We start from the raw sequence: 21,794 nt of genomic DNA, 5'->3' as shown, positions 1-21,794 counted from the left end.
TCCTACGGTGACCAGGTAACCGCAAGGAAGAAACGGAGATCCGCGATGCGTGCCCTGGTGCCCACCGGCGAGCCCGACCCCCTGGTGACCCTCGCCGACGTCCCCGCGCCCGTCCCCGCCGCGAACGAGGCGCTGGTCGAGGTGGAGGCGACCGCGCTCAACCGCGCCGACCTGCTCTACCTGACCAGCACGCCGCAACTGCGCCCGCACGCGGCGTGGCGGCCCGGCGACGACCTGGCGGGGGTCGTGGTCGAGGCCGCCCGGGACGGTTCGGGACCGGCCGCGGGGCAGCGCGTGGTCGGCCACTCGCCCGCGGGCGGCGGCTGGGCGGAGTTCGCCGCCGTCGCCACCGACCGGCTCGCCGCGCTGCCGGCCGGGGTGGACGCGGCCACGGCGGCGGCCCTGCCGACGGCGGGCACCACCGCCGCGCGCCTGCTGCGCGCCGCCGGACCGCTGCTGGGCCGCCGGGTGCTGCTCACCGGCGCCACCGGCGGCGTGGGGCACTACGTGGTGGAGCTGGCCGCCGCGGCGGGCGCGGAGGTCACCGCGGTGGCGGCCGACCACGAGCCGTGGCAGGGCTTGCCGGGCCTGGGCGCGGCGGCGGTCGTGCACCGGGTGGAGGACGCCGTCGGGCCGTTCGACGTGGTGCTGGAGTCCGTCGGCGGCGACCACCTCCGCACGGCGCTGGCCCGGCTGCGGCGCGGCGGTCTCGCGCTGTGGTTCGGCCAGGTCTCGGGGACGCCGGTCACGTTGGACTTCTTCGACTACTTCAGCGGTTTCGAGTCCGCGACGCTGCGGCAGTTCACCGTCCACGACACCGGTGACCGGTGGGACGCCGACCTGGCCGCCCTGGTGCGGTTGACGGCGGCGGGTCGGCTGCACCCGCAGGTCGGCCACCGGCTGCCGTGGTCGCGCGCGGGCGAGGCGCTCGGGTTGCTGGCGGACCGGAAGCTGCGGGGCAAGGCTGTGCTGCACGTGAAGGGCTGATCCCCGCCACGGGCGCCCGCCGGTCCACCGCGGACCCCGCGGGTGCGGCCCGGTGCGCCGGGGCCGGGCGACGGCGCCGCCGCGGTCAGGTCAGGACGCCGCCGTGCTCGGACCACCAGCGGCGGTAGGTGGGGTTGTGGTCGACCATGTCCAGGTAGGACTCGGCCACGACCTTCCGCAGCAGCGCTGGCGGCACCGGGCACGGGTCGACCCAGGCGAGGTCGACCCGGCCGCGCACCGGGTCGCCGGCCAGCGGGCGGAAGACGACGTCCTGGCCCTCGGCGGACAGCGGGTCGGCGATGGCCACGCACTGCCCGCCGGCGACGAGGGCGCGGGCGCCCGCCATGTGGCTGCACTCGTAGGCGACGCGCGGCCCGAACCCGGCGCGGGCGCACGCCGCGCGCAGCGCGGCCAGCCAGCCGGGGTTGTCGTGCGGGTTGACGCACCACTGCTCGCCGGCCAGGTCGGCGAGGTCGACCGCCGCTCGCCCGGCCAGCGGGTGCCGCCGGGACAGGGCGACGAACACCGGTTCCAGCGGCACCACCGCCGCGTTCGGCACGGCGCGGTAGTCCACCGTCCCGAAGTCGATGACGTCGCTGACCACCGCGGCGTCCAGCTCGCCCGCCCGCATCATCGCGACCAGCACGGTGGCCGCCGGGTCGATGTGCGCGCGCACGGTCGGCGGCGGCCCGGCGTGCGGGTCGGCGGCCAGTTCGGCCACCAGGCGGGGCACGACGGCCGACAGCAGCACGCCCGCGTCACCCAGGGCGAACCGGCGGTCGTCCACCGGCTCGGCCGCGGCCAGCAGCCCGTTCATCTCGCGCAGCACGGAGCGGGCCCTGGCCAGCAGGCCGCGGCCGAAGGCGGTCGCCTCCACGCCGAGCCGGCTGCGGGTGAACACCCGCCCGCCGACCGACCGCTCGATGCGCTTCAACTGCGTGCTCAACGAAGGCTGCGACATCCCGAGCGAAGCCGCGGCCCGGGTGATGCTGCCGTGGTCCGCGACGGCCACGAGGAATCGCAGGTGCCTCACTTCGAGTTCCACCGACATGTGCTCAGCCGATTTCTCCGGGAATGGTGCGCCTGTCCTCCCCGACCGCGCCGGAAAACCGCGGGCGGCGGGGTCGCCCGCCGCCCGCGGTCGTCACCGGCGGGCCGTCACGCCACGTCCAGCGCGACGTCGTCCACGACGAAGGACGTCTGCAGGTTGGTGTCCTCCGTGCCGTTGAACCGGACCGTCACGGTCTGCCCGGCGAACGCCGCCAGGTCGAAGGTGTGCTGCCGGTAGCCGGCGGCGGCGTCGACGTTGGACAGCGTCTTCAGCGTCTTGTCGCCGACGGTGACCGTGAGCCGGTCGTAGGCCGTGGAACCCCGCTCGTCGGTGTCGATGTGCACCCAGAACGACAGCTTGAGGCTGGAGCACCCGGTCGGCACCGCGACGCTCTGGCTGACCGAGTCGTTGCTGGTGCGGCCCCAGCCGCCCAGCCACGCGCTCCAGCTGCCCGTGCGCGCGGGCTGGCCGTCGCCCGCGTGCTCGCCGATGACCTGCGCCGACGCCGTCCAGCCCGTGCCGCCGGACTCGAAGCCGGGGTTGACCACCCGCTGCCCGGGCGCGCAGCCCCCGGTGACGGTCCAGTCGAAGGTCGTCCGGCCGGACCGGCCCTGCGCGTCGGTGACCGTCACGGTGGTGGTGAACCTGCCCGCCGCGGCGAGCCGGCCGGTGACCAGACCGGTGCCGGCGTCGATCGCCAGCCCGCCCGGCAGGCCGGTGGCCGCCCAGGTGTGGGGCTTGGTCCCGCCGTCGACCACGATCTCCAGCTCGACGTCCTGGCCGACCTCGCCGGCCTGCGGGCCGGGGTCGGCGACCACCGGGTCGCCGCCGCCACCGCCGTCGGTGATCGTCCAGGTGAACTCGGCGGTCGCCGAGGAGCCCCCGGCGTCGGTCACCGTCAGCGCCACCTCGTGGGAGCCCGCGGCGGTCGGCGTGCCCTCCGCGATGGCGCCCTCGGTCGTGCTCGGCTGGAGCGCGATGCCGGCGGGCAGCCCCTTGGCCGACCACGTGTACGGGCCGGTGCCGCCGGAGGCCACGACCTTGACGTAGGTCGGCTTGCCCACGACACCGGTCTGCCGGCCGGGGTTGGGCAGGGTCACCGGGTCGCCCTGGGCGCCCGGGTCGACGTGCAGCAGCCGGTTGGGGGAACCCGTGCCGGGGTTGACGACCTTGCCCGTGGTGGCCGCGGCGATGATGCCCGCGCCCACCTGCGCGGGGGTGTCGCCCGGCCGGTCGGCCAGCCAGATCGCCGCGGCCCCCGCCACGTGCGGCGCCGCCATCGACGTGCCGCTGGCGGTGTAGGTGGCGCTGTCGTTGTCCTTCCAGGCCGACACGATGCCCACGCCCGGCGCGAAGATGTCGGTGCAGGTGCCGAAGTTGGAGAAGGTGGCCCGCGTGTCGCCCTTGTCCGAGGCGTTGACCGTGATGCCCTCGGCGACGCGGGCGGGCGAGGTGTTGCAGGCGTCCCGGTTGTCGTTGGCCGAGGCGAGCGCGTAGGTGATGCCCGAGGCGATCGAGTTGCGGACCGCGGTGTCCAGCGCCGTGGCCGCGCCGCCGCCCAGGCTCATGTTCGCCACGGCCGGTTTCGCGGCGTTGGCGGTGACCCACTCGACGCCGCTGATGACGCCGGTGTTGGAGCCGGAGCCCGTGCAGTTGAGGACCTTGACCCCGACGATCCGGACGCCCTTGGCCAGGCCGTGCTCCTTGCCCCCGACGATGCCCGCGACGTGCGTGCCGTGGCCGTGGCAGTCGGTGTTGTTGGAATCGACGGTGTTGGCGCCCCAGGTGGCCCGCCCCTCGAACGCGCTGTGCGAGGTGCGCACGCCGGTGTCGATGACGTAGGCGGTGACGTTCTCGGCTCGGGTGCCGTAGGAGTACTTGCCGTCCAGCGGCAGGTCGCGCTGGTCGACGCGGTCCAGCCCCCAGTTCGGCGGGTTGGTCTGCTCGCCCGAGACCCGGACCTCGGCGTCCTGCTCGACGAAGGCGACGGCCGGGTCGGCGGCCAGCCGGCGCGCCTGCGCGGCGGTCATCCTGGCCGAGAAGCCGCGCAGGGCGTGCTGCCAGGTGGTGGTGACCGTGCCGCCGTACTCGGCGGTCAGGCCGGCGGCTTTCCCCGCGACCGCGGCGCCCTGGACGTCCTTGACCGCGACGATGTAGCTGTCCTTGATCGAACCGGGCCGGTCCGCGCCCAGCACGACGCCCTCGGCCGCGGCGGCCGGGACCGCGCTCACGCCCAGCGCCAGGACCGCGGTGACCGCGCCGGCGGTGGCGCGCCGCCACCGCCCGCGCGCACGAACTGCTTCCATGAATGGTCTCCTTCAATGCAGGGACCTCCGCCCGATCGCGCCTCCGGGGCGACCGGGCGAAGGGAAGGGACCGCAACACTCGCGCGGATGACCGGCGGGCGCCAGCAGTTGTGCGGAAGTGAAGCCGTTCAGCAGTGCGCGATAGCCCGTAGGCCGCGCGGAACGCTTCCGGGCAATGGCGCGACCGGGCCATAACGGGTCGGGAATGATGCGCGGTGCGCTATGGCCGAATGCGCCGGCCACCGCGGGTCGTCGCGGTGGCCGGCGCATTCGGGAAGGGGTGCGGGCCGCGCCCCGGGCTCAGCTCAGCGACTTGCCGCCGGTCACGCCCAGGACCTCGCCGGTGATGTAGCTGGACTCCTGCGAGGCGAAGAAGACGTAGGCGGGCGCCAGTTCGGCCGGCTGCCCGGCGCGGCCCAGCGGGGTGTCCCCGCCGAAGCTGTCGACCTTCTCCGCCGGCATGGTGGCCGGGATCAGCGGTGTCCACACCGGACCCGGCGCGACCGAGTTGACCCGGATGCCCCGCTCGGCGAGGTCCGCCGACAGCGCCTTGGTGAAGTTGACGATCGCCGCCTTGGTGGCCGCGTAGTCCATCAGCTGCGGCGACGGCTGGTAAGCCTGGATCGAGGAGGTGTTGACGATGCACGACCCCGGCCGCAGGTGCGGGACCGCCGCCTTGCACAGCCAGAACATCGCGTACAGGTTCGTCTTGAGCACCCGGTCGAACTGCTCGCTGGAGATGCCGAGCAGGCCCTCGTCCTGCGACATCTGGTAGGCGGCGTTGTTGACCAGGACGTCGATCCGCCCGAACTCGGCCACCGCCCGCTCCACGAGCTGCCGGCAGGCCGCCTCGTCGGTCAGGTCGCCCGGCACGAGCACCGCCTCGCGGCCGGCCTCGCGGACCAGCTCGGCGGTCCGCTCGGCGTCCTCCTGCTCCTCGGGCAGGTAGGACAGGACCAGGTCGGCGCCCTCGCGGGCGAACGCGATGGCCACCGCGCGCCCGATGCCCGAGTCGCCGCCGGTGATCACCGCCTTGCGGTCGGTCAGCCGCCCGGCGCCCCGGTAGGAGGACTCGCCGTGGTCGGGTTCCGGCGTCATCTCCCCGCCGGTGCCGGGGTGCTGCTGCGGCCGGCCCTCCTGCTGCTCCGGTCCGGGGTGCTGCTCCCTCGGGTCCTGCTGCGCGTGCTGGTCCTGGGTCATGCGGGTCGCCCCTCGGTGGATCGGTGTGCGCTCACCCCCCGGGTATTCCCGCCGGCGGCTGCTTCAAGCCCACCCGGTGCGCGCCGCCGCCGGCGGGTGGCCACCGCTGTCACCCGGTCGGTGGACCCCGCGGGTGGCCCGGCCCGGCCCCCGCGCGCGTGCGGGCCGGTCGACGGGGTGGGATCGACCGCCGCGGGCGCGGCCACGAGCGGTTGCGGCGGACGGGGTGGGGTATTCCAACCGAACGTTGAACGGTCGCCGCGTCGCACGCGATGTCGGCTGAGAAGGCGATCGACGTCTACTGCCGAAGGACGTTGCCATGACTTACCAACCCCGCCCCGTGAGCGGCGCGATCGTCACCTACCTCAACCCGAACGTCTTCGACCCGGTGGTGTTCCCGCACGGCGTCATCACCGGGCCGCACGTCGTCGACCCGGAGACCCACCGCTCGTGGGTGCCGGTGCTGCGCCCCGACCGGACCATGGTCGTGCTGGACGCCGCGAACATCGTGGAGGTCCGACCCGCGCACGACAGCTGGGCCGAACCCGGGCCGGCGGCGTGAGCCCGCGCCGGGGCGCCCGCGGGCGCGGGTCCGCCCGCGGGCGCCGGTCCACCCGCGTCAGTCCACCCGCGACACCGCGGAGGCGGTCCACCACGTGGTCTCCTTGCGGGCGCCCGGCCAGCCGAAGCTGAAGTGGACGTGGTCCCGGTGGCAGGCGGTGGGGTCGCCGCTGCCGTCCGCGCAGTCGTTGTACTGCTTCCACTGCGGGTCGACCGACAGCCAGATCCGGTTGTTCCAGATGATGTACATGATCCCCAGCCGCCGGGCCAGCGCGTGCGCGTTGCCGTGCCGGTCGGTGGCCAGCAGCCAGCCGAGCAGGTCATCCGCCTCGGCCCGCTGGGCCGCGTCGGTGACGTCGAAGGCGTAGTCCAGCGCCCGGCCGTCCTTGTGCTCGCTGACCCCGCCCTGGTCGCAGGACCGGCTGATCCCCCAGGCGCGCTCGCCGTAGGTCGCCACCAGCAGGTCCTTGAAACCCACCACGCCGGGTTTGGGGTCGGCTTCGCAGGCGCTCTGCGGCTCGTGGGCCGCGTAGGCGTCGATCCCGGCGCCGAAGTCGGGCGTCGGCGGCGCGGCCGACGCGGCGGGCATCAGGGCGGCGGACAGCACCGCCGCCAGCATCAGGCACAGCGTCCCGATCCGGGTGCGCGGGCCGGTCTTCCTCTGTCCCACGGGGTACTCCTCGGTGAGCGGTCGGAGCCCGACGAGGTCACCGGCGCCCGGAGCCGTCCGACCGCCACCTCGCCCGGCTGCGTCCCCGAGTGCCCGCCCGCGCCCGCCGGAACCGCCGGCCGCCCGGAATGGACGGTGAAACTCGCCGGTCGGGTGGCGCGGCCGGTCAGGTGTTCGACCGGCGGACCCCGGCCCGCCGCGGTTCGGGCCCTCACACCTGGGACTCGGCGAGCAGCCGCAGCGCCAGCTCCTTCAGCGCGGCGTCGGCGTCCGCGGCGTCGCCGGCGTCGAACGGGGGCCGCGGGTCGTACTCGACGGCCAGTTGCACCCCCTTCGCCACGGTGTCGCCCGCGATCAGCGACGCCAGGTACAGGGCCATGTCGATGCCCGCCGACACCCCGGCCGCCGTGACGATCCGCCCCGAGCGCACGTACCGCTCGGGGCGGTAGGTGACGTCGAACTCGGACTGCAGGTAGTCGGCCGAGGCCCAGTAGGTGGTGGCCTCCCGGCCGTCGAGCAGGCCCGCCGCCGCCAGGACCAGCGACCCGGTGCACACCGACGTCGTCCAGCGGCTGTGCCGGTGGATGCGGCGGATCCACCCCAGCAGCGCCCGGTTGCCCATCGCCGCGACCGTGCCGCGGTTGCCCGCGCCCGGGACCAGCAGCACGTCCAGGCGGTCGACCTCGTGGATCGAGCGCTCGGCCAGCAGCGCCACGTCCCCGGTGTCGGTGCGGACCGGACCCCGGCGCTCGGCGATCATCGTCACCCGCGCGCCGGGCAGCCGGGACAGCACCTCGGCCGGGCCGGTGGGGTCCAGCAGGCTGAAGCCGTCGTAGAGCAGGACGCCGATGTCGGGGCCGGCCGGCTGCCCGGCGCGCGCGGTCCCGGCCGCGGCGGTCCCGGCCCCGGCGGCACCGGCCGCCGCGAGGACCGCGGAGGCCGCGGTCGCGCCCAGCAGCGCCCTGCGTGTCGTGGAACTCGTCATGCCACCGGATCCTGGGCGGCCCGCGGCGCCCGCGCCCGCGGCATGTCCGGCATCCTGCGGATCGTGTCCCCGGCGACGCCGTAGTGGTCCAGGAACGCCTGGCGCAGCGTCTGCGGCGACCGGAACCCGCAGCGGCGGGCGATCGCGGCCAGCGACAGCTCGCTGGAGCGCACCAGGTGCACCGCGGCCTCCGCGCGGGCCGCCCGCACGGCGCGCGCCGGCGTCGTCCCCAGGTGCGCGCCGAACAGCCGCGTCAGGTGGCGAGGGCTCACGCCCGCCCGCGCGGCCAGCGCGGCCGGCGACAGGTCCTCGGCCAGGTGGCCCGCGATGTAGCCGGCGAGGTCGCGCACCAGCCGGTCGCCCGGCGGCGGCGCGGCCAGGAACACGCTGATCTGGGCCTGGTCGGCGGGCCGGTGCAGGTAGGACACCAGCTCGCGGGCCACGGCGCGGGCCAGCGTCGGCCCGTGGTCGTCCTCGATCAGCGACAGGGTCAGGTCCAGCGCGCTGGTGACGCCGGCGGAGGTGTAGACGTCGCCGTCGCGGATGTAGAGCGGCCCCACGTCCACCGCCACGGCGGGGTGCCGGGCGGCCAGCTGCTCGCCGTAGCCCCAGTGCGTGGTCACCCTCCGGTCGTCCAGCAGCCCGGCGGCGGCCAGCACGTAGGTGCCGGTGCAGACCGACGCGACGCGCCTGCTGCGCTTCGCCAGCCGCCGCACCTGGGCCAGCAGCCGGGCGTCCGCCGCCGCCCGCTCGAACCCGATGCCGCCCGCGACGATCACGGTGTCCAGCCGCCCGGTCACCGACTCCAGCCCGCGGGCGGCGCCCACCACGACCCCGGCGGAGCTGCGGGCCGCCCGCCGGCCCAGGGTGCCCAGCTCGATGGCGTAGGCGGGGGTCGCGCCGTACCGGTTGGCGATGTCGAAAGCCCCCGCGGGGCAGGCGATGTCGAGGATCTGCGCGTCGTCGTAGGCCACGATGAGCACGCGCCGCCGGGTGTCCATGCCGCCACGATCCCGCGCCGGCGGTCCCGGTGGCACGGCCGGCGCTTCGGTGGCGGGCGGGTCCGGGCCTGCCTACGCTGGCCGCATGACGGACACCGAGCTGCACACCCGGATCGGCGAGCTGGTCGCCGAGGAGCACGAGCTGCGGCAGCGGGTGGCGGCGGGCGAGCTGGCCCCGGCCGAGGAGCAGGCCCGGCTGCGCGAGGTGGAGATCGCCCTGGACCAGTGCTGGGACCTGCTGCGGCAGCGCCGCGCCCGCCAGGCGGCCGGCCAGGACCCGGACGAGGCGGACGTGCGGCCCGCCGCCGAGGTCGAGGGCTACCGGCAGTGACCGCGGCCCGGCCCTCCCGACGGACCACCCGCTGACGCCGCGGTGGTCACCGGGCCAGGACGGCCCGCGCCCCGCCGGATCAGCCGTCGGCGAGGCGGTGCAGCAGGTCCAGGACCTTCGTGCCGGACTGGCCCAGCAGCTCGCGCTCGACCTCGTCCACCTTCACCGCGACGCGCTTGTGCAGCGCCCGGCCGCGGGGGCTGAGGTAGACGCGGACCTTGCGGCGGTCCTCCGGGTCCACCTCGCGGTAGACCGCCGCGGTGCTGACCAGCCGGTCCACCACCCTGGTCACCGTCGGCCCGCTGGCCGGGGTCCGGGCCGTCAGCTCCGTCATGGTCAGGCTGCGCTGCTCGGCCAGGGCCGCGAGCACCAGCCACTGGTCGACGGTGAGGCCCTCGGGCCGCAGCACCTGCTCGACGCGACCGGACACCGTGCGGGCCGCCCGGGTGAGCGCTCTGGTCAGCGGGTCGCGCACCGGCCCTCCTCTTGCGGAACTTGCCACCGATTGTAAGACTTCCACCTGAAAGTACCCGCACCGGCTCTTGCCGGTTGACCGGCCGCCCTGCGAGAGCCGGTGCAGAACGGGTGCGAATCCGCTCCGCGAACCCCTCGAACGCCTTGTCGGCGATCCCGCGCGCCGTCGCGCCCGTCGTCGGGCCAGTGACCCGGGTGCGCCTCCGGGGTGACGGTCGGGCGGGGCGTGGCCCATGGCCATCTGCGCTGCGGTTGCACTCCGAGCGGTGCGCCCACCGGCTGTGGGCCGCTTCCTACGTGGAGGTGGTCGCGACATGGATGTGCAGATCGGCAGGGCGGAACCACACGGTCGATTGCGACCCCCAGCCCCACAGTTCGGCGACACCCCAGTCGGTCGGCACCGGCACCCTGTCGGCGGTGAGCAGGCCCTTGGCGGTGAGGTGGACCGCGTCGTAGGAGCGCGCGACGGCGGTCCAGTCGACTCGCGCGCGGCCGTCGGGAGCGGGAACCGGGAACCTGAGGACGAGGTCGGCGAAGTCCTGCAGCGAGTGGATGGTGTGGACGCGCACCCGTGTGTCGTCGAATTCGACGACACACCGGACCCGCCCCAGGTGTCGGAACCTCGCCTCCCCGCGATCCCACGTCGTGCGACCGGACGGAAACAGGGACGCGGTCCACACCCCCTTCTCCGGCTTCTCCGCGTTCACCCGGCCGCCGGAAGCCGCTTCGACTGCGCCGATCTTCGGGTCGGAAGGATCCACGTACCGCGCCACCGGGGAGAGCAGGCGGTCCTGACCGAACCACCCGCTGGACAGCCTGTCCAGGACGCGGTGGGCGTCGGCCAAGGCCCACGGGGCGTCACGGGGTTCCCACTGTTCCGTACTGAACTGGCCCGCGACGGCGTGTTCCACCTCCCAGTAGAACTCCTCGTCGCCCAGGGCCATCAACGCGTCGATCTCGTCCGACCAGTTCTCCAACAGTCGCAGCAGCCCGGGCGACAACATCCTTCGGACCGCCTCTCCACCCGTCGTGACCCTTTCCCGTGGGCCGACCGACCCCGGACGTGCCGGTGGCGGGGCCGAAACGATCACCAAGGCCGGCGGCGCACCGGCGACCGGTACTGGCTCGACGTCACGCCCGGGACCCGCGTTTCCGCAGTTGGACCGACACCCTCCGCTGCTATGCAGGTCCCACTCCACCTTGATAGCGTTCCGCCTGCAAACAACAGCCGAACGTCGAGAGTGTCCGGATGGCAGGAGTCGCCGCGCGGAGCACCCGCGCCGACTGGCGGGTCGCCCTGGTGATCCCCCTCCAGGGTCCGGCCGGCCTGTTCGGGCCGTCCTGCGAGGCGATCGCCGAACTCGCCGCGCGCGAGCTGAACGCCGAGGGCGGCATCCTGGGCCGCGAGGTGACCTTCGAGGTCGTCGACGGCGGCGGCGCGCCCGCCGAGGTGGCCGCCGAGCTGCGCGGCCTGGTGGACGCCGGGCAGGTGGACGCGGTCACCGGCTGGCACATCTCCTCGGTGCGCAACGCGATCGCGCCCGTCGTCGCCGGGCGGCTGCCCTACGTCTACACGTCGCTGTACGAGGGCGGGGAGCGCCGCCCCGGCATCTTCTGCTCCGGCGAGACCCCCCGCCTCCAGCTCGCGCCCGCGCTGGAGTGGTTGCGCGACAACGTGGGCGCGCGCGACTGGTTCGTGGTCGGCGACGACTACGTCTGGCCGCACACCTCCGCCGCCGCGGTGCGCCACTACGCCCGGCGGCTGGACCTGCGCATCGTCGGCGAGGCGTTCGTCGGCCTGGGCTCCGGCGCCACCGCGCCGCTGATCGACCAGGTCGAGCGCGCCTCGTGCGACGGCGTGCTGATGCTGCTGGTGGGCCAGGACGCGGTGGAGTTCAACCGGCGGTTCGCGGCGCGCGGCCTGCACGAGCGACTGGTGCGGTTCAGCCCGCTGATGGAGGAGAACATGTTGCTGGCCAGCGGTTTGCGCGCCACCCGCAACCTGTTCGTCTCCGCCGCGTACTTCCGGTCGATGGTCGGCGCCGACGCGATGGACCTGCTCGGCCGCTACACCGGGCTGCACGGGCCGGACGCGCCGGCGCTGAACAACGCGGCGGAGTCCTGCTACGAGGGGCTGCGCACGCTCGCGAGCCTCGTGCGGCGCGCGGGCACCACGCGCCTGCCGGAGCTGAACGCGGCCATCGACGGCGTCGCCTACCACGGCCCGCGCGGCACGGTGGAGTTCCGCGGGCAGCAGGCCGAGCAGCGCGTGCACCTGGCCGTCGCCGACGGCTACGACTTCGACGTGATCACCCGCCTCTGACCCCGGTCCCGCGGCCTGCCGATTCCTCTCGGGTGAAAGTTTTCCGAGTGGTGGCGACGCACCGACCGCGGGGGCCGGTCGCGTGCCGCCCCGCCGGGCGGGTCGCGCCCGCACCACGACCCCGGCGCGCCGTCAGGTCCGCGCGCCGCGCATCAGCAGGATCACCGCCTGGGTGCGGTCGGCGACACCCAGTTTGTGAAAAATCGAGTGCAGGTGGTTCTTCACCGTTCTCTCCGAGATCTCCAGCGACCGGGCTATCCGCCGGTTCGACAGCCCCTCGACGAGCAGGCCGGCCACATCCCGCTCACGTCCGGTCAACACCCGCCGCCCCTCCCCCGCCGCTCCGCCTGCGATGTCCGGGCGCTCCTCGGAGCAGCACCGGAGACCCCTCTCCACGACCTGGGCGATCAACTGCTGTGCCATCCGCTGATGCGCCTGCGCCGAGCGGAGCAGGCTGATCAGGTCCTGCTCCGGCTGGTCGCCGGCCTCGCCGGGCGGTGCTGGGGACATGGCCGGGAACCCCTCGACGGCGCGAATTTCCCGATTTCGGTGGCGATCGGCACAGCAGTCTCCCACGAAGTCATCCGCGCCTCCATACGCCGTTCGTCCGGGCGCCCCCGCGGGGCACTCCCGGACGACCCCTCCGGGGCGCCCGGCCGAATCCGCGGCGGGCGGTGGGGAACTCACCGCCGGCTCCGGCCGGCCGGCGGCGGGAGCGCGACCGGGCTCGGGTGGGCGAGCAGTTCGGCCGGCACGTCGAGCACGGCCGGCAGCTGGTCGAGCCCCGCCGCCACCCGATCGCACAGCCCGTTGTCGAACGCGTCGAGCCGCCCGGCCTGGTCCGGCGTGAGCAGGCCCGCGCGGAGGTGGAAGCCGGAGTGGCGGACCACGTGGTGCAGCGCGTGCAGGGCGCTCAGCGCTCGGGTCAGGTCGACCGCCGCGGCGGGGAGCGCGTCGGTCGGCGGGGCGAGCACGGCTTCGAGCATCAGCCGCTCCACGTGCGCGTCGACGAACTCCCGGCCCGGCAGGCTCCGGTCGTTCCAGCCCTCGAACCCGTCCCGGCCGGCCGGCCGCGCGACCAGCCGCTCGTGCAGCAACCGCTCCCGCGCGCGGGACAGGCGCAGCCACACCGCCGGGTCGAGCAGGTCCCCGCTGTCCTCGTCGTCGTCCGGTGGCGGCGGCGCGTAGTGCTCGCCGGCCGCCATGCCGCGCGCGGCCTCCAGGACGATGAGGTAGCCGTCCCCGGCGGCCGGCCCGAGCATGTGCGCCAGCCCCCGGTACTCGACCCACCGGCCGGGCGTGAACATGCCGTGCGCCCCGCAGCGCAGGCCGCACTCGGTGGCCACCCGCTCCGCCACGCGGCTCGCCACCGCCTTGACCAGCCCGCAGGTGCGGTCCAGCCCGGGGCCGGGCGCCCAGGCGGTGTCGGTCTCGGGCGGCCGGTCCCCCGCCGGTCGGCCGCGCGTGGCCTTGACCCGGTCGACCAGGCGGGTCAGGGCGTGGCAGGCCGCCAGCGCGCCGAACAGCGGGCGCTGGTGGGCGCGGTGGTCCAGGACGGCGCGCTCGGCGGTGAACGGCGACACGGTGACGCGCTCGCGCGCGTGCCGCACCGCGTTCACCGCGCTCGCCCTGGCCACCGCCGCCAGCGCCGCGGCGGAGGCGACCCACGCGTCGTGCCGGACGGCCAGGGAGCGCCGCAGGCGGCGGGCCGGGTCGCCGAGCGGGTCCACGAGGCCGCCGTCGGCGTCGAAGCGGGCGTCGTCGGCCAGCAGCGCCGTGCGGGGCAGCCGCAGGCCGTCGAACTCGATCAGCGCGTAGTCCAGCGGCAGCAGCGGCGCTTCCGGCAGCGCGGTGACGCGCACCCCCTCCGGCAGGCCGTCGGCGGTGCGGATGGGCGCGACGAACGGGAACACGCCGTGGTCGCGCCCGCCCGCGAGCAGCCGCGCGTACACCACCCCCGTCTTGGGCACCCCGGGCAGGGCCACGTTGGGCATGAACTTGCGCGCGGCCTCGTCCGGGGTGCGCAGCGCGAACTGCCCGCTCGCCGGGTCGTACTCGGCCTCGGTCCGGATGCCCAGGTGGCTGTTGCCCCGACCGGCCTCGGTCACCAGCAGCGCGCCGAAGCTCGCCATGCGGTCCAGCTCCCGCACGTGGTACGCGGCCCGCTCGCCGCCGAACTCCACGATCGCGCCCAGGCTCAGGCACACGTGCAGGGTCAGGGCCAGGAACAGCGGCGGGTCGGCGACCGCCGCCCACTCCAGCGCGGTGTGCAGCCGCGCCGGGTCGCGCAGCAGCGCGCTGCCCGGCGGCAGGCGCTGCCCCAGCACCCGCAGCCGGTCGTAGGTCAACGCGCAGCGCTGCCGGTAGTCCAGCCCTTCGCGCGGCCGGAACACCTCGTGCCGGTACAGCTCGGCCAGCGCCTCCCGGAAGCCCTCATCCCGCACGGCTCACCTCCCGACCGCGGGCGACGTCCACCGCCCGCACCCCGGCCAGCCGCAGCAGCGGCGTGCCGTCCGGGGCCAGCGCCGCCGCCCCGTCCCCGTCCGCGACCACGGCGATGCCGTCGCCGTGCCGGTCGAGCAGCTCGACGTCGTTGTGGGCGCTGAGCAGGTCCACCCGGGCCACGCCGACGGGCACCGGCAGGAGGCCGCCCGCCGCGCCGGGGTGGCGGGCCAGCAGCGCGCCCTGCAGGAGGGCGTCGACCAGCAGCACCGGCAGCCGCAGCGCCGCCAGCCGCTCGGCCCACCCGCCGAGCGCGGGCCGGAACCGGGCCCGCGCCCGGCCGTCGCCGACGCGCACGCCGACCAGGCCGGTGAACGGCTGGTCCAGGGCCACCGGGCCCGCCGCGTAGCGGAAACCCGCGCCCGGCGGCGCGCCGGGGTCGGGCGGGTCCGGCGGCGCGCCGGGGTCGGGCGGGTCCGGCGGTTCGGGCGCGGGGCGCCCGCCGGCGAACTCGACCACCGCCTCGGCGTGCAGCCGGTCGCGGCGCAGCACGCGGCCGTCGGGGGCGACCACGTCGCGCAGCACCCGCACCCGCACGGCGTGCTCGCCGTCGTCCGCGACGTCCAGGCGGCAGACGCGGTCGTCCACCGTCAGCGGCGCGTGGAACACCAGGTCCGACAGCGCGACCGGCGCCCCTTCCCGGCCGCGGCGCAGTGCCGCCGCGACCGCCAGCTCGGCGAACCACGCCCCCGGCAGCGTCGGCACGCCGTGCAGCCGGTGGCCCCGCAGGTAGCCGTCCAGCTCCGGCTGCGGGCGCCACACCAGCCCCTCGCCCGCGCCCGGCCCGACCTCGACCGCGTGGGCCCGGCCACCGGCGAGCAGCCGCCGCTCCGCCGCGCCCACCCAGGTCACCTCGGGCTCGGCCAGGCCGCGCCGCAGCTCGCCCAGGACCAGGTCGACGCCTTCGCGGTCGGACACCCCGGTGAGCGCGCCCCGCTGCCGCAGCAGGTCGCGCACCACCGGCGCGGCGGCGAAGCCGGACTCGTCCCACAGCGGCGAGGCCAGCGTCGCCTCGTGGCCGCCGCCCGTCGCGGCCCGCCAGTGCGCGGCGGCCGACAGGACGTCGTTGGCCGAGCAGTAGTCCGCCTCGCCGGCCCAGCCCAGCACCGCCAGCAGGGAGCCGACGTTGAGCCACCGGGCCGGGCCGCGGTCGCCGAACGCCCCGCGCAGGTTGAGGTAGGCCAGCAGCTTCGTGTCGCGCACCCGGCGCAGGGTGGCCGGCGGGGTGGTCGCGAGGCGTCCGCCGTGGTGCGCGCCGGCGGCGTTGACCAGCAGGTCCACCTCGCCGTGCGCGGCCAGCACCCGACCGATCGCCGCCCGGGTCTGCTCGGGGTCGGTGAGGTCGCAGGGCAGGAAGCGGACGCGGTCGCCGCCGCACCGCTCGGCGAGGTCGCGCACGGTCCGCGCCACCGAGGCCGCCGCCGCGCGCCGGTCGTACTCGGCCGACAACCGCGCCACCGCCCGCTCCGGGTGCCTCCGGTGCTGCTCGGCGAGGAAGTCCGGGCGCGACGGGAGGTCGGCGGCCTGCGGCGCGTGGCGACCCAGCAGGTACACCGCCTCCGGAGCGGCCTGCTCCACCAGCCGGGTCAGGACCCGCGCCACGAGGCCCCGCGTGCCACCGGCCACCACGACCACGCCGCGCGGGAGCCCCCGCTCCGGCGGCCGGTCGCCGGGGCGACCCCGGGGTGAGCGCCCCTCGGGGAGCTGCCCGTCGGCCGGGCTTCCGTCGGCCGGGCTTCCGTCGGTCGAGTGCCCGGTGGTCGAGTGCCCGGTGGGTGAAGGCTCGACGGGTGAGGGCTCGGCGGCAGCGGCCGGGCCGGTGTCCTCCACCAGCCGGTATTCCCCGCGCCCGGCCGACGCGTGCACCACCACGGCCAGGTCGTGCGCTCTGGCCGTCTCCAGGGCGACCAGCCCCAGGCCCGCCGCCGGGTCGGGCTCGTCGGTCACGACGGCGAACGCCAGGGCGTCGGGAGCCTCCCTGGCCAACGCCTTGACCAGCCCCGTGAACGGACCGGTCGCCGGGTGGGGCGCACCCGCGCGGACCGCGTCCACCATCAGCACCGCGTAGGAGGAGCCCGCTCCCCCGCTCCACCGCTTGGCGGCGAGCAGCGCCAGGTCGTGCAGGCCGCGCAGGCGGTCGAGCGCGGAGAGGTCGGCCGGATCCGCGTCGGCGGCGTCCAACCGGGCCAGCACCCGGACGTGCTCGAACGGCGTTCCGGTCGCGGGCAGCAGGGCCTCGGCTTCCTCGATGGCCGCTTCCCCGATAGCGGCTTCCTCAGCGGCGGCCCCCTCAGCGGTCGCCTCAGCGGTCGCCGGGCGGTCGGGCCGCGAGGCGGGAGCGATGACGACGCGCACGCCGTCGGGCAGGGTCGCGCCGTCGAGCAGGCCGGGTTCGGAGAGCAGGACGAGGCTGCCCGGCGGCACGGCGGGCAGCCCCGCCCGCACCCGGCGGGGCGCGGCCGGGAGCAGCCGCCGCGCCACCCTCGTCACCCCGGCCGGCGCGGTGACGTCCACCTGCACGCCCGGCTCCGCCGCGGAGCCGACCGTCGTGGCGCCCCGCCCGCCCACGAGGTGGGCCAGCACCGCCACCAGCGGATCGGCGCCCGGGTACGTGCGCCCGGACCCGGCCAGGGGCGCGCGGCGGTGGGGCGCGGTCGCCGGGTCGGGCGGGCCGAACCGGGTGCGCAGCCGCCCCAGGACCGGCAGCGACCGGTCCCGCGCGGTCGACTCGCGGGTCAGCACGAGCAGGAACGCGCCCTCGGCCGGCTCCGCGCCGCCGCCCGCCGACCCCAGCACCCGCCGGTACTCCGCGGTGGTGTTGCCGCTCACCGCCGCGACCACGGCCACGTCGAGGTCGCCGTGCCCGAGGTACCGCTCGGCCGCGCGCAGCGCGACCAGCCCCGAGTCCGGGCCGCCGTCGAAGGTCGCGTTCAGGCCGCGGAAGTCGTGGGCGGCGGCCGGCCGGGAGGCGATGATGTTCGGCATGATGCCGGGGAACGAGTCCTCGGTCGCGGCGGGCGCCAGGGCGCGCACCTCGGCGCCCAGCCGGTCCAGGGAGGCGCGGAGGCCGGCGTCCGCGGCGGTGTGCCCCGCCAGCGCCCGGTCGAGGTCGCCCAGGTAGCACCGCAGCGCGTGGTGCACCGCCCGGCGGGTGGGCCCCGCGTGCCCGACGACGACGCCGGTCGTGTCGTGGAGGGCCGCCAGCGCGGCCCGGACCGGGCCGGTGAGCGCCGCCACCGCGCGCAGCACCATGACCTGCGCGCGGTCCATGCCGCGCAGCGTGGCGGGCGGCAGCGCCACCTCCCGGGGGCCCGGCAGCGGGTGGTGCTCGCCGAACCCGGCGGCCGGCGGCTCGCCGCCGCGCAGCCAGGCGGCCGGGTCGACGCCGCCGGGCAGGTCGGCGGCCCAGCCGACGACCACCACGTCCTCCGCCGACCTCGCCGCGCCGACCGCCGGCCGCCGGCCGGGCCGGTCCTCGGCCAGCACCAGGTGCGCGTCCGTGCCGCCGAACCCGAACGACGAGACGCCCACCCGGCGCGTCCCGTCGCCGCCGGCGGGGATGCCCCGCGCGGCGCGGCCCGTCGGCGGCGCGAACCGGCTCCCGACCACGGCCGGGATGGGGTCGCTCAGGTACGGCTGCGCGGGCGCCTCGTCGCGCGCCAGCCCGGACAGCGCCTGGCTCACCGAGACCAGGCCCGCCGCCCAGCCGGTGTGCCCGACGACGGCCTTGTTGGACGACAGCGGCACGGGCCCGCCCCGACCGGCGACCTCCCGCAGCGCCGCCAACTCCGCGCTGTCGCCCGCCCTGGTGCCGGTGGCGTGGGCGATCACCCAGCCGAGGTCGGGCGCGGCGACCCCGGCGCGCTCGTGCGCCCGCCGCAGCGCCAGCGCCTGCCCCGCGGCGTTGGGCGCGTAGATGGCCTTGCCGCGGCCGTCACCGGCCAGCCCGATCCCCTCGACGACACCGAGCACCCGGTCGCCGTCGGCGTGCGCGCGGTCCAGCCGCTTGAGCACCACCACGCCCGCGCCGTCCGAGAACAGCACGCCGTCCGCCGCGCGGTCGAAGCAGCGCACGACGCCCGAGCGGGAAAGCCCTTGCAGCTTCGAGAACAGCACCAGGTTGCGCGCGCTGTAGGCGAAGGCGCCGCCGCAGACGGCGAGGTCGGCGGCGCCCTCCCGCAACGCCTTCACGCCCAGGTCGACGGCGTAGAGCGAGGAGGAGCAGGCGGTGTCGACCATGACCACCTCGGTGTCGGCGGGCAGCAGACCCGCGACGGCGTTGCGGCCCACCCGGTGCGGCAGGAACTCGTGCGGTGGCTGCCCGAGCCGGTCGTAGCGGGCGCGCAGCAGGTGCGCGGCGTCGGCGGGCAGCCGGTCGGCCAGCCGGTCGAGGTAGCCGGTCAGCACCAGGTGGCCCTCCAGGTCCTGGCTGCCGTCGGCGGTGTAGCCGAACGCGGCGAAGCAGCGCCCGCGGGCGTGCCCGCGCACCCCGTCCAGCGCCGTGTGCAGGCAGTGGCGCAGCCAGAGCGTGGTGGCCTCGCGGCTGAGCGCCGGGTCCTCGGCCAGCTCCGCCGCCAGGCGCGGGTGGGGCCGGAAGCCGGTGATGAAGCCGGATTCCGGGGAGTAGGTGCGGTCCTCGGCCTCGGGATCGGTGGAGTGGAAGGACTCGACGTCGAACAGGACGGGGCGGCGGAACACGTTCCTGCCCTCGGACAGGACCCGCCACAGCTCCTCGGGGTCGTTCGCGCCGGGGGTCACCACGCCGACACCGACCACCGCCACCTCCATGGCGTCGGAGCGCACCACGGCGGCGGACGGCGGTGGTTCCGGGGTGGGCGACGCCGGCGGGAGCGGGGTCCGCGCAGTCGCGACCGGTGGGGTCGGGGTAGAAGGTGCCGGAGCAGGAGAGGCCGGGTCGGGAAGAGGCGGGGCCGGTGGAGTCGCGGCGGGAGGCGTCGGGCCTGTCGGGGCGGGGGGTGGGTCCGGGGGTGGCGGGGTCGCGGGGAGCAGGGGCGGCGTGGCGTCCGCCCGGTCCGGGGCGGTCAGCATCGCGGAGCCCAGGGACAGCCCGCCGTCGGCGACCACCGTCTGGCCGGTGATCCACGACGCGGCGGGCGAGGCCAGGAACACCACCAGCTCGGCCAGCTCCTCCTCCCGCCCCAGCCGGCGCCCCAGCGGGGTCGCCGCGCGCACCCGCTCGGCCAGCCGCGCGGCGTCGGGGAACAGGCCGGCCACCGCGCCGTCGAGCAGGCCGCCGGACGCGGTGTTGACCCGGATGCCGGCGGGGGCGAACTCCACGGCCAGGTAGCGGGTCAGCGCCTCGACCGCCGCCTTCGTGGTGCCCACGGCGGCGTAGTCGCCGATCACCAGGGAGCTGCCGACCGAGGACAGGTTGACGATCGCGCCTCCCCCGCGCCGCGCCATCAGCGCCGCCGCCCGCCGGGCGCACCGCAGGCCGCCGCGCAGGTTGGTGTCCACGGCCCGCTGCCAGTGCGACTCGTGCAGCCGGTCCAGCGGCAGCAGCGCGCCCGAGGCCGCGTTGTTCACCAGCACGTCGACCGCGCCGCACCGGCGTTCCACCTCGTCGAACAGGGCGTCGACCTGCTCGGCCACCGCGACCGAGGCGCGCACCGCCCACACCGACGCGCCGCGGCCGGTCAGCTCGGCGACGACCCGGGGCGCCTCGGCCGTGGCGTGGAAGTAGTTGAGCACCACCTGCGCGCCGCGCCGCGCGAACGCCTCGGTGATCGCCCGCCCCACACCGCGCGCGCCCCCGGTCACCACGACCACGCGACCCGCGAACTCCCCCGTCACCGCGCCGTCCCCGCACCGGTCACGTAGTCGGCGATGCGGCCCAGCGTCGGCAGCTCCCACACGGGCAGGTCCGCCACCCGGTCGGGCAGCCCGAACCGCGCGGCGACCTTCGTCAGCAGCGAGGTCTGCTTCAGCGAGTCGACGCCCAGTTCCGCTTCCAGCAGGGCGTCCTCGGTCAGCAGGTCGGCCGGGTACTCCAGCGCCCGCGCGTACAGCTCGCGCAGCTCGGCGACGACCCGCGGCCGGTCCCACCCCGCGAGCGCGGAGGGGGCGGCGGGCGGTTCGGCGACGACACCGACCACCTGGCTCTCCACCGCGACCGCCGGCAACCCGGTGGGCGACGGCGCGAACGGTGACGGCTCGGCGGGCATCGACTCGGCCGGCGTCAGCGCGGACGGCGGCGGTGCGGACGGCGTCAGCGCGGCGAACGACGGCGTGGCGGGTGACGACGTGGCGGGCGACGGCGCGGACGGCGTCGGCAGGGCAGCCTGCGGTGCGGGAGCGACCGACGACAGCGGGGCCGGCGGCTCGACCGGGACCGGCCACGGGGCAGCCGGGACGGTCGGCGGCGTGCCCACCTGTCCGTTGCCGTTGTGCGACAAGGGGTCCGGGAGCGGGTCCGCGCGCCCGCCCGACTCGGCCGCGGCGCGCAGCCCGGCGTCCTCCCGCGCCGGGTCGAGCAACGGGGCGAACACGCGCACCCCCGGCACGGTCTGCTGCACGCACTTGGTCAACGCGTTGAGCGCCCCGCTCTCGATGAACGTCGTGCACCCCCTGGCGTGCAACCACCGCACGGTGTCGGTGAACCGCACGGGCAGCACCAGGCATTCGGCGAGGGCCAGGCGCAGGTCGTCGTCATCGGTGTAGTGGCGGCGGTGGATCGGTGAGTACACCGGCTGCTGCAACGGCTGCTGCCGCACGTTCGCCATCCGGGCCATGAAATCGCCCACCGCAGCCCTCATCGACGGGTGGTGCGAGGCGTAAGGCAGGTGCAGGCGGGCGAACTGGACGCCCAGCGCCGCGGCGAGCCGTTCGGCGCGGTCGAGCTCCGGCGGGGAGCCGGCCAGCACCGTCTGCCGGGGCGCGTTCAGGCACGCCACGACGAGGTCGGTGTCCCCGAGCACGCCCACGAGGTGGCCGGCGGTCTCCTCGTCCAGGCCGATCGCGGCCATCCCGCCGCGGCCCTCCCACGGCTCCAGCGCCGCCGCCCGCGCGCACACCAGCCGCACCCCGTCCGCGAGCGTGAACGCCCCGGCCGCGACCAGGGCCGCCATCTCGCCGAAGCTGTGCCCGACGAGCAGCCGGGGCCGCACCCCCCGGGCGGCGAGGATCCGGTGCACGGCCACCGACACGCCGAAGACGGCGAGCTGCGCCACCTCCGCCGGTCCGGCGAGCAGGTCCCGCACCGACACCGGCGCGCCGGCGAACAGGACCGGTGACACCGCCGGCACGCCCAGCCGGGCGGCGGCGCGGTCGATCTCCGCGAACGTCTCGTCGACCTCGGCGTGGTGCTGCCGGGCCTGTCTGAGGACCCCGGCGGAGCAGGCGCCGAGACCGGGGAACAGCAGAACGGGGCGGTCGGACACGGT

At 76.3% G+C, this 21,794-nt stretch carries 16 protein-coding genes; 4 read left to right on the top strand and 12 right to left on the bottom strand.

Translation table 11 applies throughout. The features are described 5' to 3' along the window. Nucleotides 1-45: 45 nt before the first annotated feature. Nucleotides 46-987, top strand: coding sequence for a zinc-binding dehydrogenase (locus JOE68_RS29910; RefSeq protein WP_204845713.1), 942 nt, complete (start codon nucleotides 46-48; stop codon nucleotides 985-987). Between the two features lie 85 nt (nucleotides 988-1,072). Here JOE68_RS29910 and JOE68_RS29905 read toward each other — a convergent pair whose 3' ends face one another. From JOE68_RS29905 to JOE68_RS29895, 3 genes are all read right to left on the bottom strand, one after another. Continuing rightward, a complete protein-coding gene (locus JOE68_RS29905) occupies nucleotides 1,073-2,020 on the bottom strand; it encodes a LysR family transcriptional regulator (RefSeq protein WP_204845712.1) in 948 nt (315 codons plus the stop codon). Nucleotides 2,021-2,145: 125 nt separating this feature from the next. After that, nucleotides 2,146-4,344, bottom strand: coding sequence for a S8 family peptidase (locus tag JOE68_RS29900; protein ID WP_204845711.1), 2,199 nt, complete (start codon nucleotides 4,342-4,344; stop codon nucleotides 2,146-2,148). 300 nt (nucleotides 4,345-4,644) lie between these two features. Next, nucleotides 4,645-5,544: an SDR family oxidoreductase gene (locus JOE68_RS29895; protein WP_204845710.1), complete on the bottom strand. Its 900-nt coding sequence runs from the start codon at nucleotides 5,542-5,544 to the stop codon at nucleotides 4,645-4,647. A 319-nt stretch (nucleotides 5,545-5,863) separates the two neighbouring features. Between JOE68_RS29895 and JOE68_RS29890 the strand changes: the two genes are divergently transcribed. Further along, on the top strand, nucleotides 5,864-6,106 hold the full coding sequence (locus tag JOE68_RS29890; RefSeq protein WP_204845709.1) for a hypothetical protein: 243 nt from the start codon (nucleotides 5,864-5,866) through the stop codon (nucleotides 6,104-6,106). Between the two features lie 57 nt (nucleotides 6,107-6,163). On the opposite strand, the gene JOE68_RS29885 is transcribed toward JOE68_RS29890, so the two are convergent. From JOE68_RS29885 to JOE68_RS29875, 3 genes are all read right to left on the bottom strand, one after another. Next, a complete protein-coding gene (locus JOE68_RS29885) occupies nucleotides 6,164-6,775 on the bottom strand; it encodes a VldE C-terminal domain-containing protein (RefSeq protein ID WP_204845708.1) in 612 nt (203 codons plus the stop codon). A gap of 211 nt (nucleotides 6,776-6,986) precedes the next feature. Further along, nucleotides 6,987-7,760 (bottom strand): DJ-1/PfpI family protein, encoded by a 774-nt coding sequence (locus JOE68_RS29880; RefSeq protein WP_204845707.1) that lies wholly within the window; start codon nucleotides 7,758-7,760, stop codon nucleotides 6,987-6,989. Beyond that, nucleotides 7,757-8,761 carry a GlxA family transcriptional regulator gene (locus JOE68_RS29875; RefSeq protein ID WP_239562398.1) on the bottom strand — a complete coding sequence of 335 codons (1,005 nt, stop codon included), beginning with the start codon at nucleotides 8,759-8,761 and terminating at the stop codon, nucleotides 7,757-7,759. Before JOE68_RS29875 ends, JOE68_RS29880 begins: the two co-directional genes overlap by 4 nt. Nucleotides 8,762-8,846: 85 nt before the next feature. On the opposite strand from JOE68_RS29875, the gene JOE68_RS29870 reads away from it, so the two are divergent. Then, on the top strand, nucleotides 8,847-9,092 hold the full coding sequence (locus JOE68_RS29870) for a DUF2630 family protein (RefSeq protein WP_204845706.1): 246 nt from the start codon (nucleotides 8,847-8,849) through the stop codon (nucleotides 9,090-9,092). A 79-nt stretch (nucleotides 9,093-9,171) separates the two neighbouring features. Here JOE68_RS29870 and JOE68_RS29865 read toward each other — a convergent pair whose 3' ends face one another. Together JOE68_RS29865 and JOE68_RS29860 are read right to left on the bottom strand one after the other, a co-directional pair. Continuing rightward, nucleotides 9,172-9,567 carry a MarR family winged helix-turn-helix transcriptional regulator gene (locus tag JOE68_RS29865; RefSeq protein ID WP_204845705.1) on the bottom strand — a complete coding sequence of 132 codons (396 nt, stop codon included), beginning with the start codon at nucleotides 9,565-9,567 and terminating at the stop codon, nucleotides 9,172-9,174. Nucleotides 9,568-9,859: 292 nt separating this feature from the next. Then, nucleotides 9,860-10,570, bottom strand: coding sequence for a hypothetical protein (locus JOE68_RS29860; protein ID WP_204845704.1), 711 nt, complete (start codon nucleotides 10,568-10,570; stop codon nucleotides 9,860-9,862). A 245-nt stretch (nucleotides 10,571-10,815) separates the two neighbouring features. On the opposite strand from JOE68_RS29860, the gene JOE68_RS29855 reads away from it, so the two are divergent. Beyond that, nucleotides 10,816-11,889, top strand: a complete 1,074-nt coding sequence (locus JOE68_RS29855) for a substrate-binding domain-containing protein (RefSeq protein WP_204845703.1) — start codon at nucleotides 10,816-10,818, stop codon at nucleotides 11,887-11,889. A 132-nt stretch (nucleotides 11,890-12,021) separates the two neighbouring features. Here the strand turns inward: JOE68_RS29855 and JOE68_RS29850 are convergent, their stop codons facing one another. The 4 genes from JOE68_RS29850 to JOE68_RS29835 form a co-directional block, all read right to left on the bottom strand. Next, complete coding sequence (locus JOE68_RS29850; RefSeq protein WP_204845702.1) at nucleotides 12,022-12,399, bottom strand: response regulator transcription factor; 378 nt, start codon at nucleotides 12,397-12,399, stop codon at nucleotides 12,022-12,024. Between the two features lie 173 nt (nucleotides 12,400-12,572). After that, the gene (locus JOE68_RS29845; RefSeq protein ID WP_204845701.1) at nucleotides 12,573-14,333 is read right to left on the bottom strand and encodes an acyl-CoA dehydrogenase family protein; all 1,761 of its coding nucleotides are present in this window, start codon (nucleotides 14,331-14,333) and stop codon (nucleotides 12,573-12,575) included. Continuing rightward, nucleotides 14,323-20,205 carry an SDR family oxidoreductase gene (locus JOE68_RS32365; RefSeq protein ID WP_204845700.1) on the bottom strand — a complete coding sequence of 1,961 codons (5,883 nt, stop codon included), beginning with the start codon at nucleotides 20,203-20,205 and terminating at the stop codon, nucleotides 14,323-14,325. The genes JOE68_RS29845 and JOE68_RS32365 overlap by 11 nt, the downstream gene beginning before the upstream one ends. Beyond that, the gene (locus tag JOE68_RS29835) at nucleotides 20,202-21,791 is read right to left on the bottom strand and encodes an acyltransferase domain-containing protein (protein WP_204845699.1); all 1,590 of its coding nucleotides are present in this window, start codon (nucleotides 21,789-21,791) and stop codon (nucleotides 20,202-20,204) included. The genes JOE68_RS32365 and JOE68_RS29835 overlap by 4 nt, the downstream gene beginning before the upstream one ends. Nucleotides 21,792-21,794: the final 3 nt, after the last annotated feature.

The organism is Saccharothrix algeriensis (assembly GCF_016907655.1).
GTDB lineage: Bacteria > Actinomycetota > Actinomycetes > Mycobacteriales > Pseudonocardiaceae > Actinosynnema > Actinosynnema algeriense.
The sequence above is the reverse complement of the archived record's forward strand: the minus strand, read 5'-3'. Positions and strand labels throughout refer to the sequence as shown.

Bases quoted from the DNA above. Each gene is read 5' to 3' on its own strand.
- JOE68_RS29890 (WP_204845709.1), top strand. From the start codon at position 5,864: ATGACTTACCAACCCCGCCCCGTGAGCGGCGCGATCGTCACCTACCTC.
- JOE68_RS29870 (WP_204845706.1), top strand. From the start codon at position 8,847: ATGACGGACACCGAGCTGCACACCCGGATCGGCGAGCTGGTCGCCGAG.
- JOE68_RS29895 (WP_204845710.1), bottom strand. From the start codon at position 5,544: ATGACCCAGGACCAGCACGCGCAGCAGGACCCGAGGGAGCAGCACCCC.
- JOE68_RS29880 (WP_204845707.1), bottom strand. From the start codon at position 7,760: ATGACGAGTTCCACGACACGCAGGGCGCTGCTGGGCGCGACCGCGGCC.
- JOE68_RS29910 (WP_204845713.1), top strand. From the start codon at position 46: ATGCGTGCCCTGGTGCCCACCGGCGAGCCCGACCCCCTGGTGACCCTC.
- JOE68_RS29855 (WP_204845703.1), top strand. From the start codon at position 10,816: ATGGCAGGAGTCGCCGCGCGGAGCACCCGCGCCGACTGGCGGGTCGCC.
- JOE68_RS29900 (WP_204845711.1), bottom strand. From the start codon at position 4,344: ATGGAAGCAGTTCGTGCGCGCGGGCGGTGGCGGCGCGCCACCGCCGGC.
- JOE68_RS29850 (WP_204845702.1), bottom strand. From the start codon at position 12,399: ATGTCCCCAGCACCGCCCGGCGAGGCCGGCGACCAGCCGGAGCAGGAC.
- JOE68_RS29860 (WP_204845704.1), bottom strand. From the start codon at position 10,570: ATGTTGTCGCCCGGGCTGCTGCGACTGTTGGAGAACTGGTCGGACGAG.
- JOE68_RS29875 (WP_239562398.1), bottom strand. From the start codon at position 8,761: ATGGACACCCGGCGGCGCGTGCTCATCGTGGCCTACGACGACGCGCAG.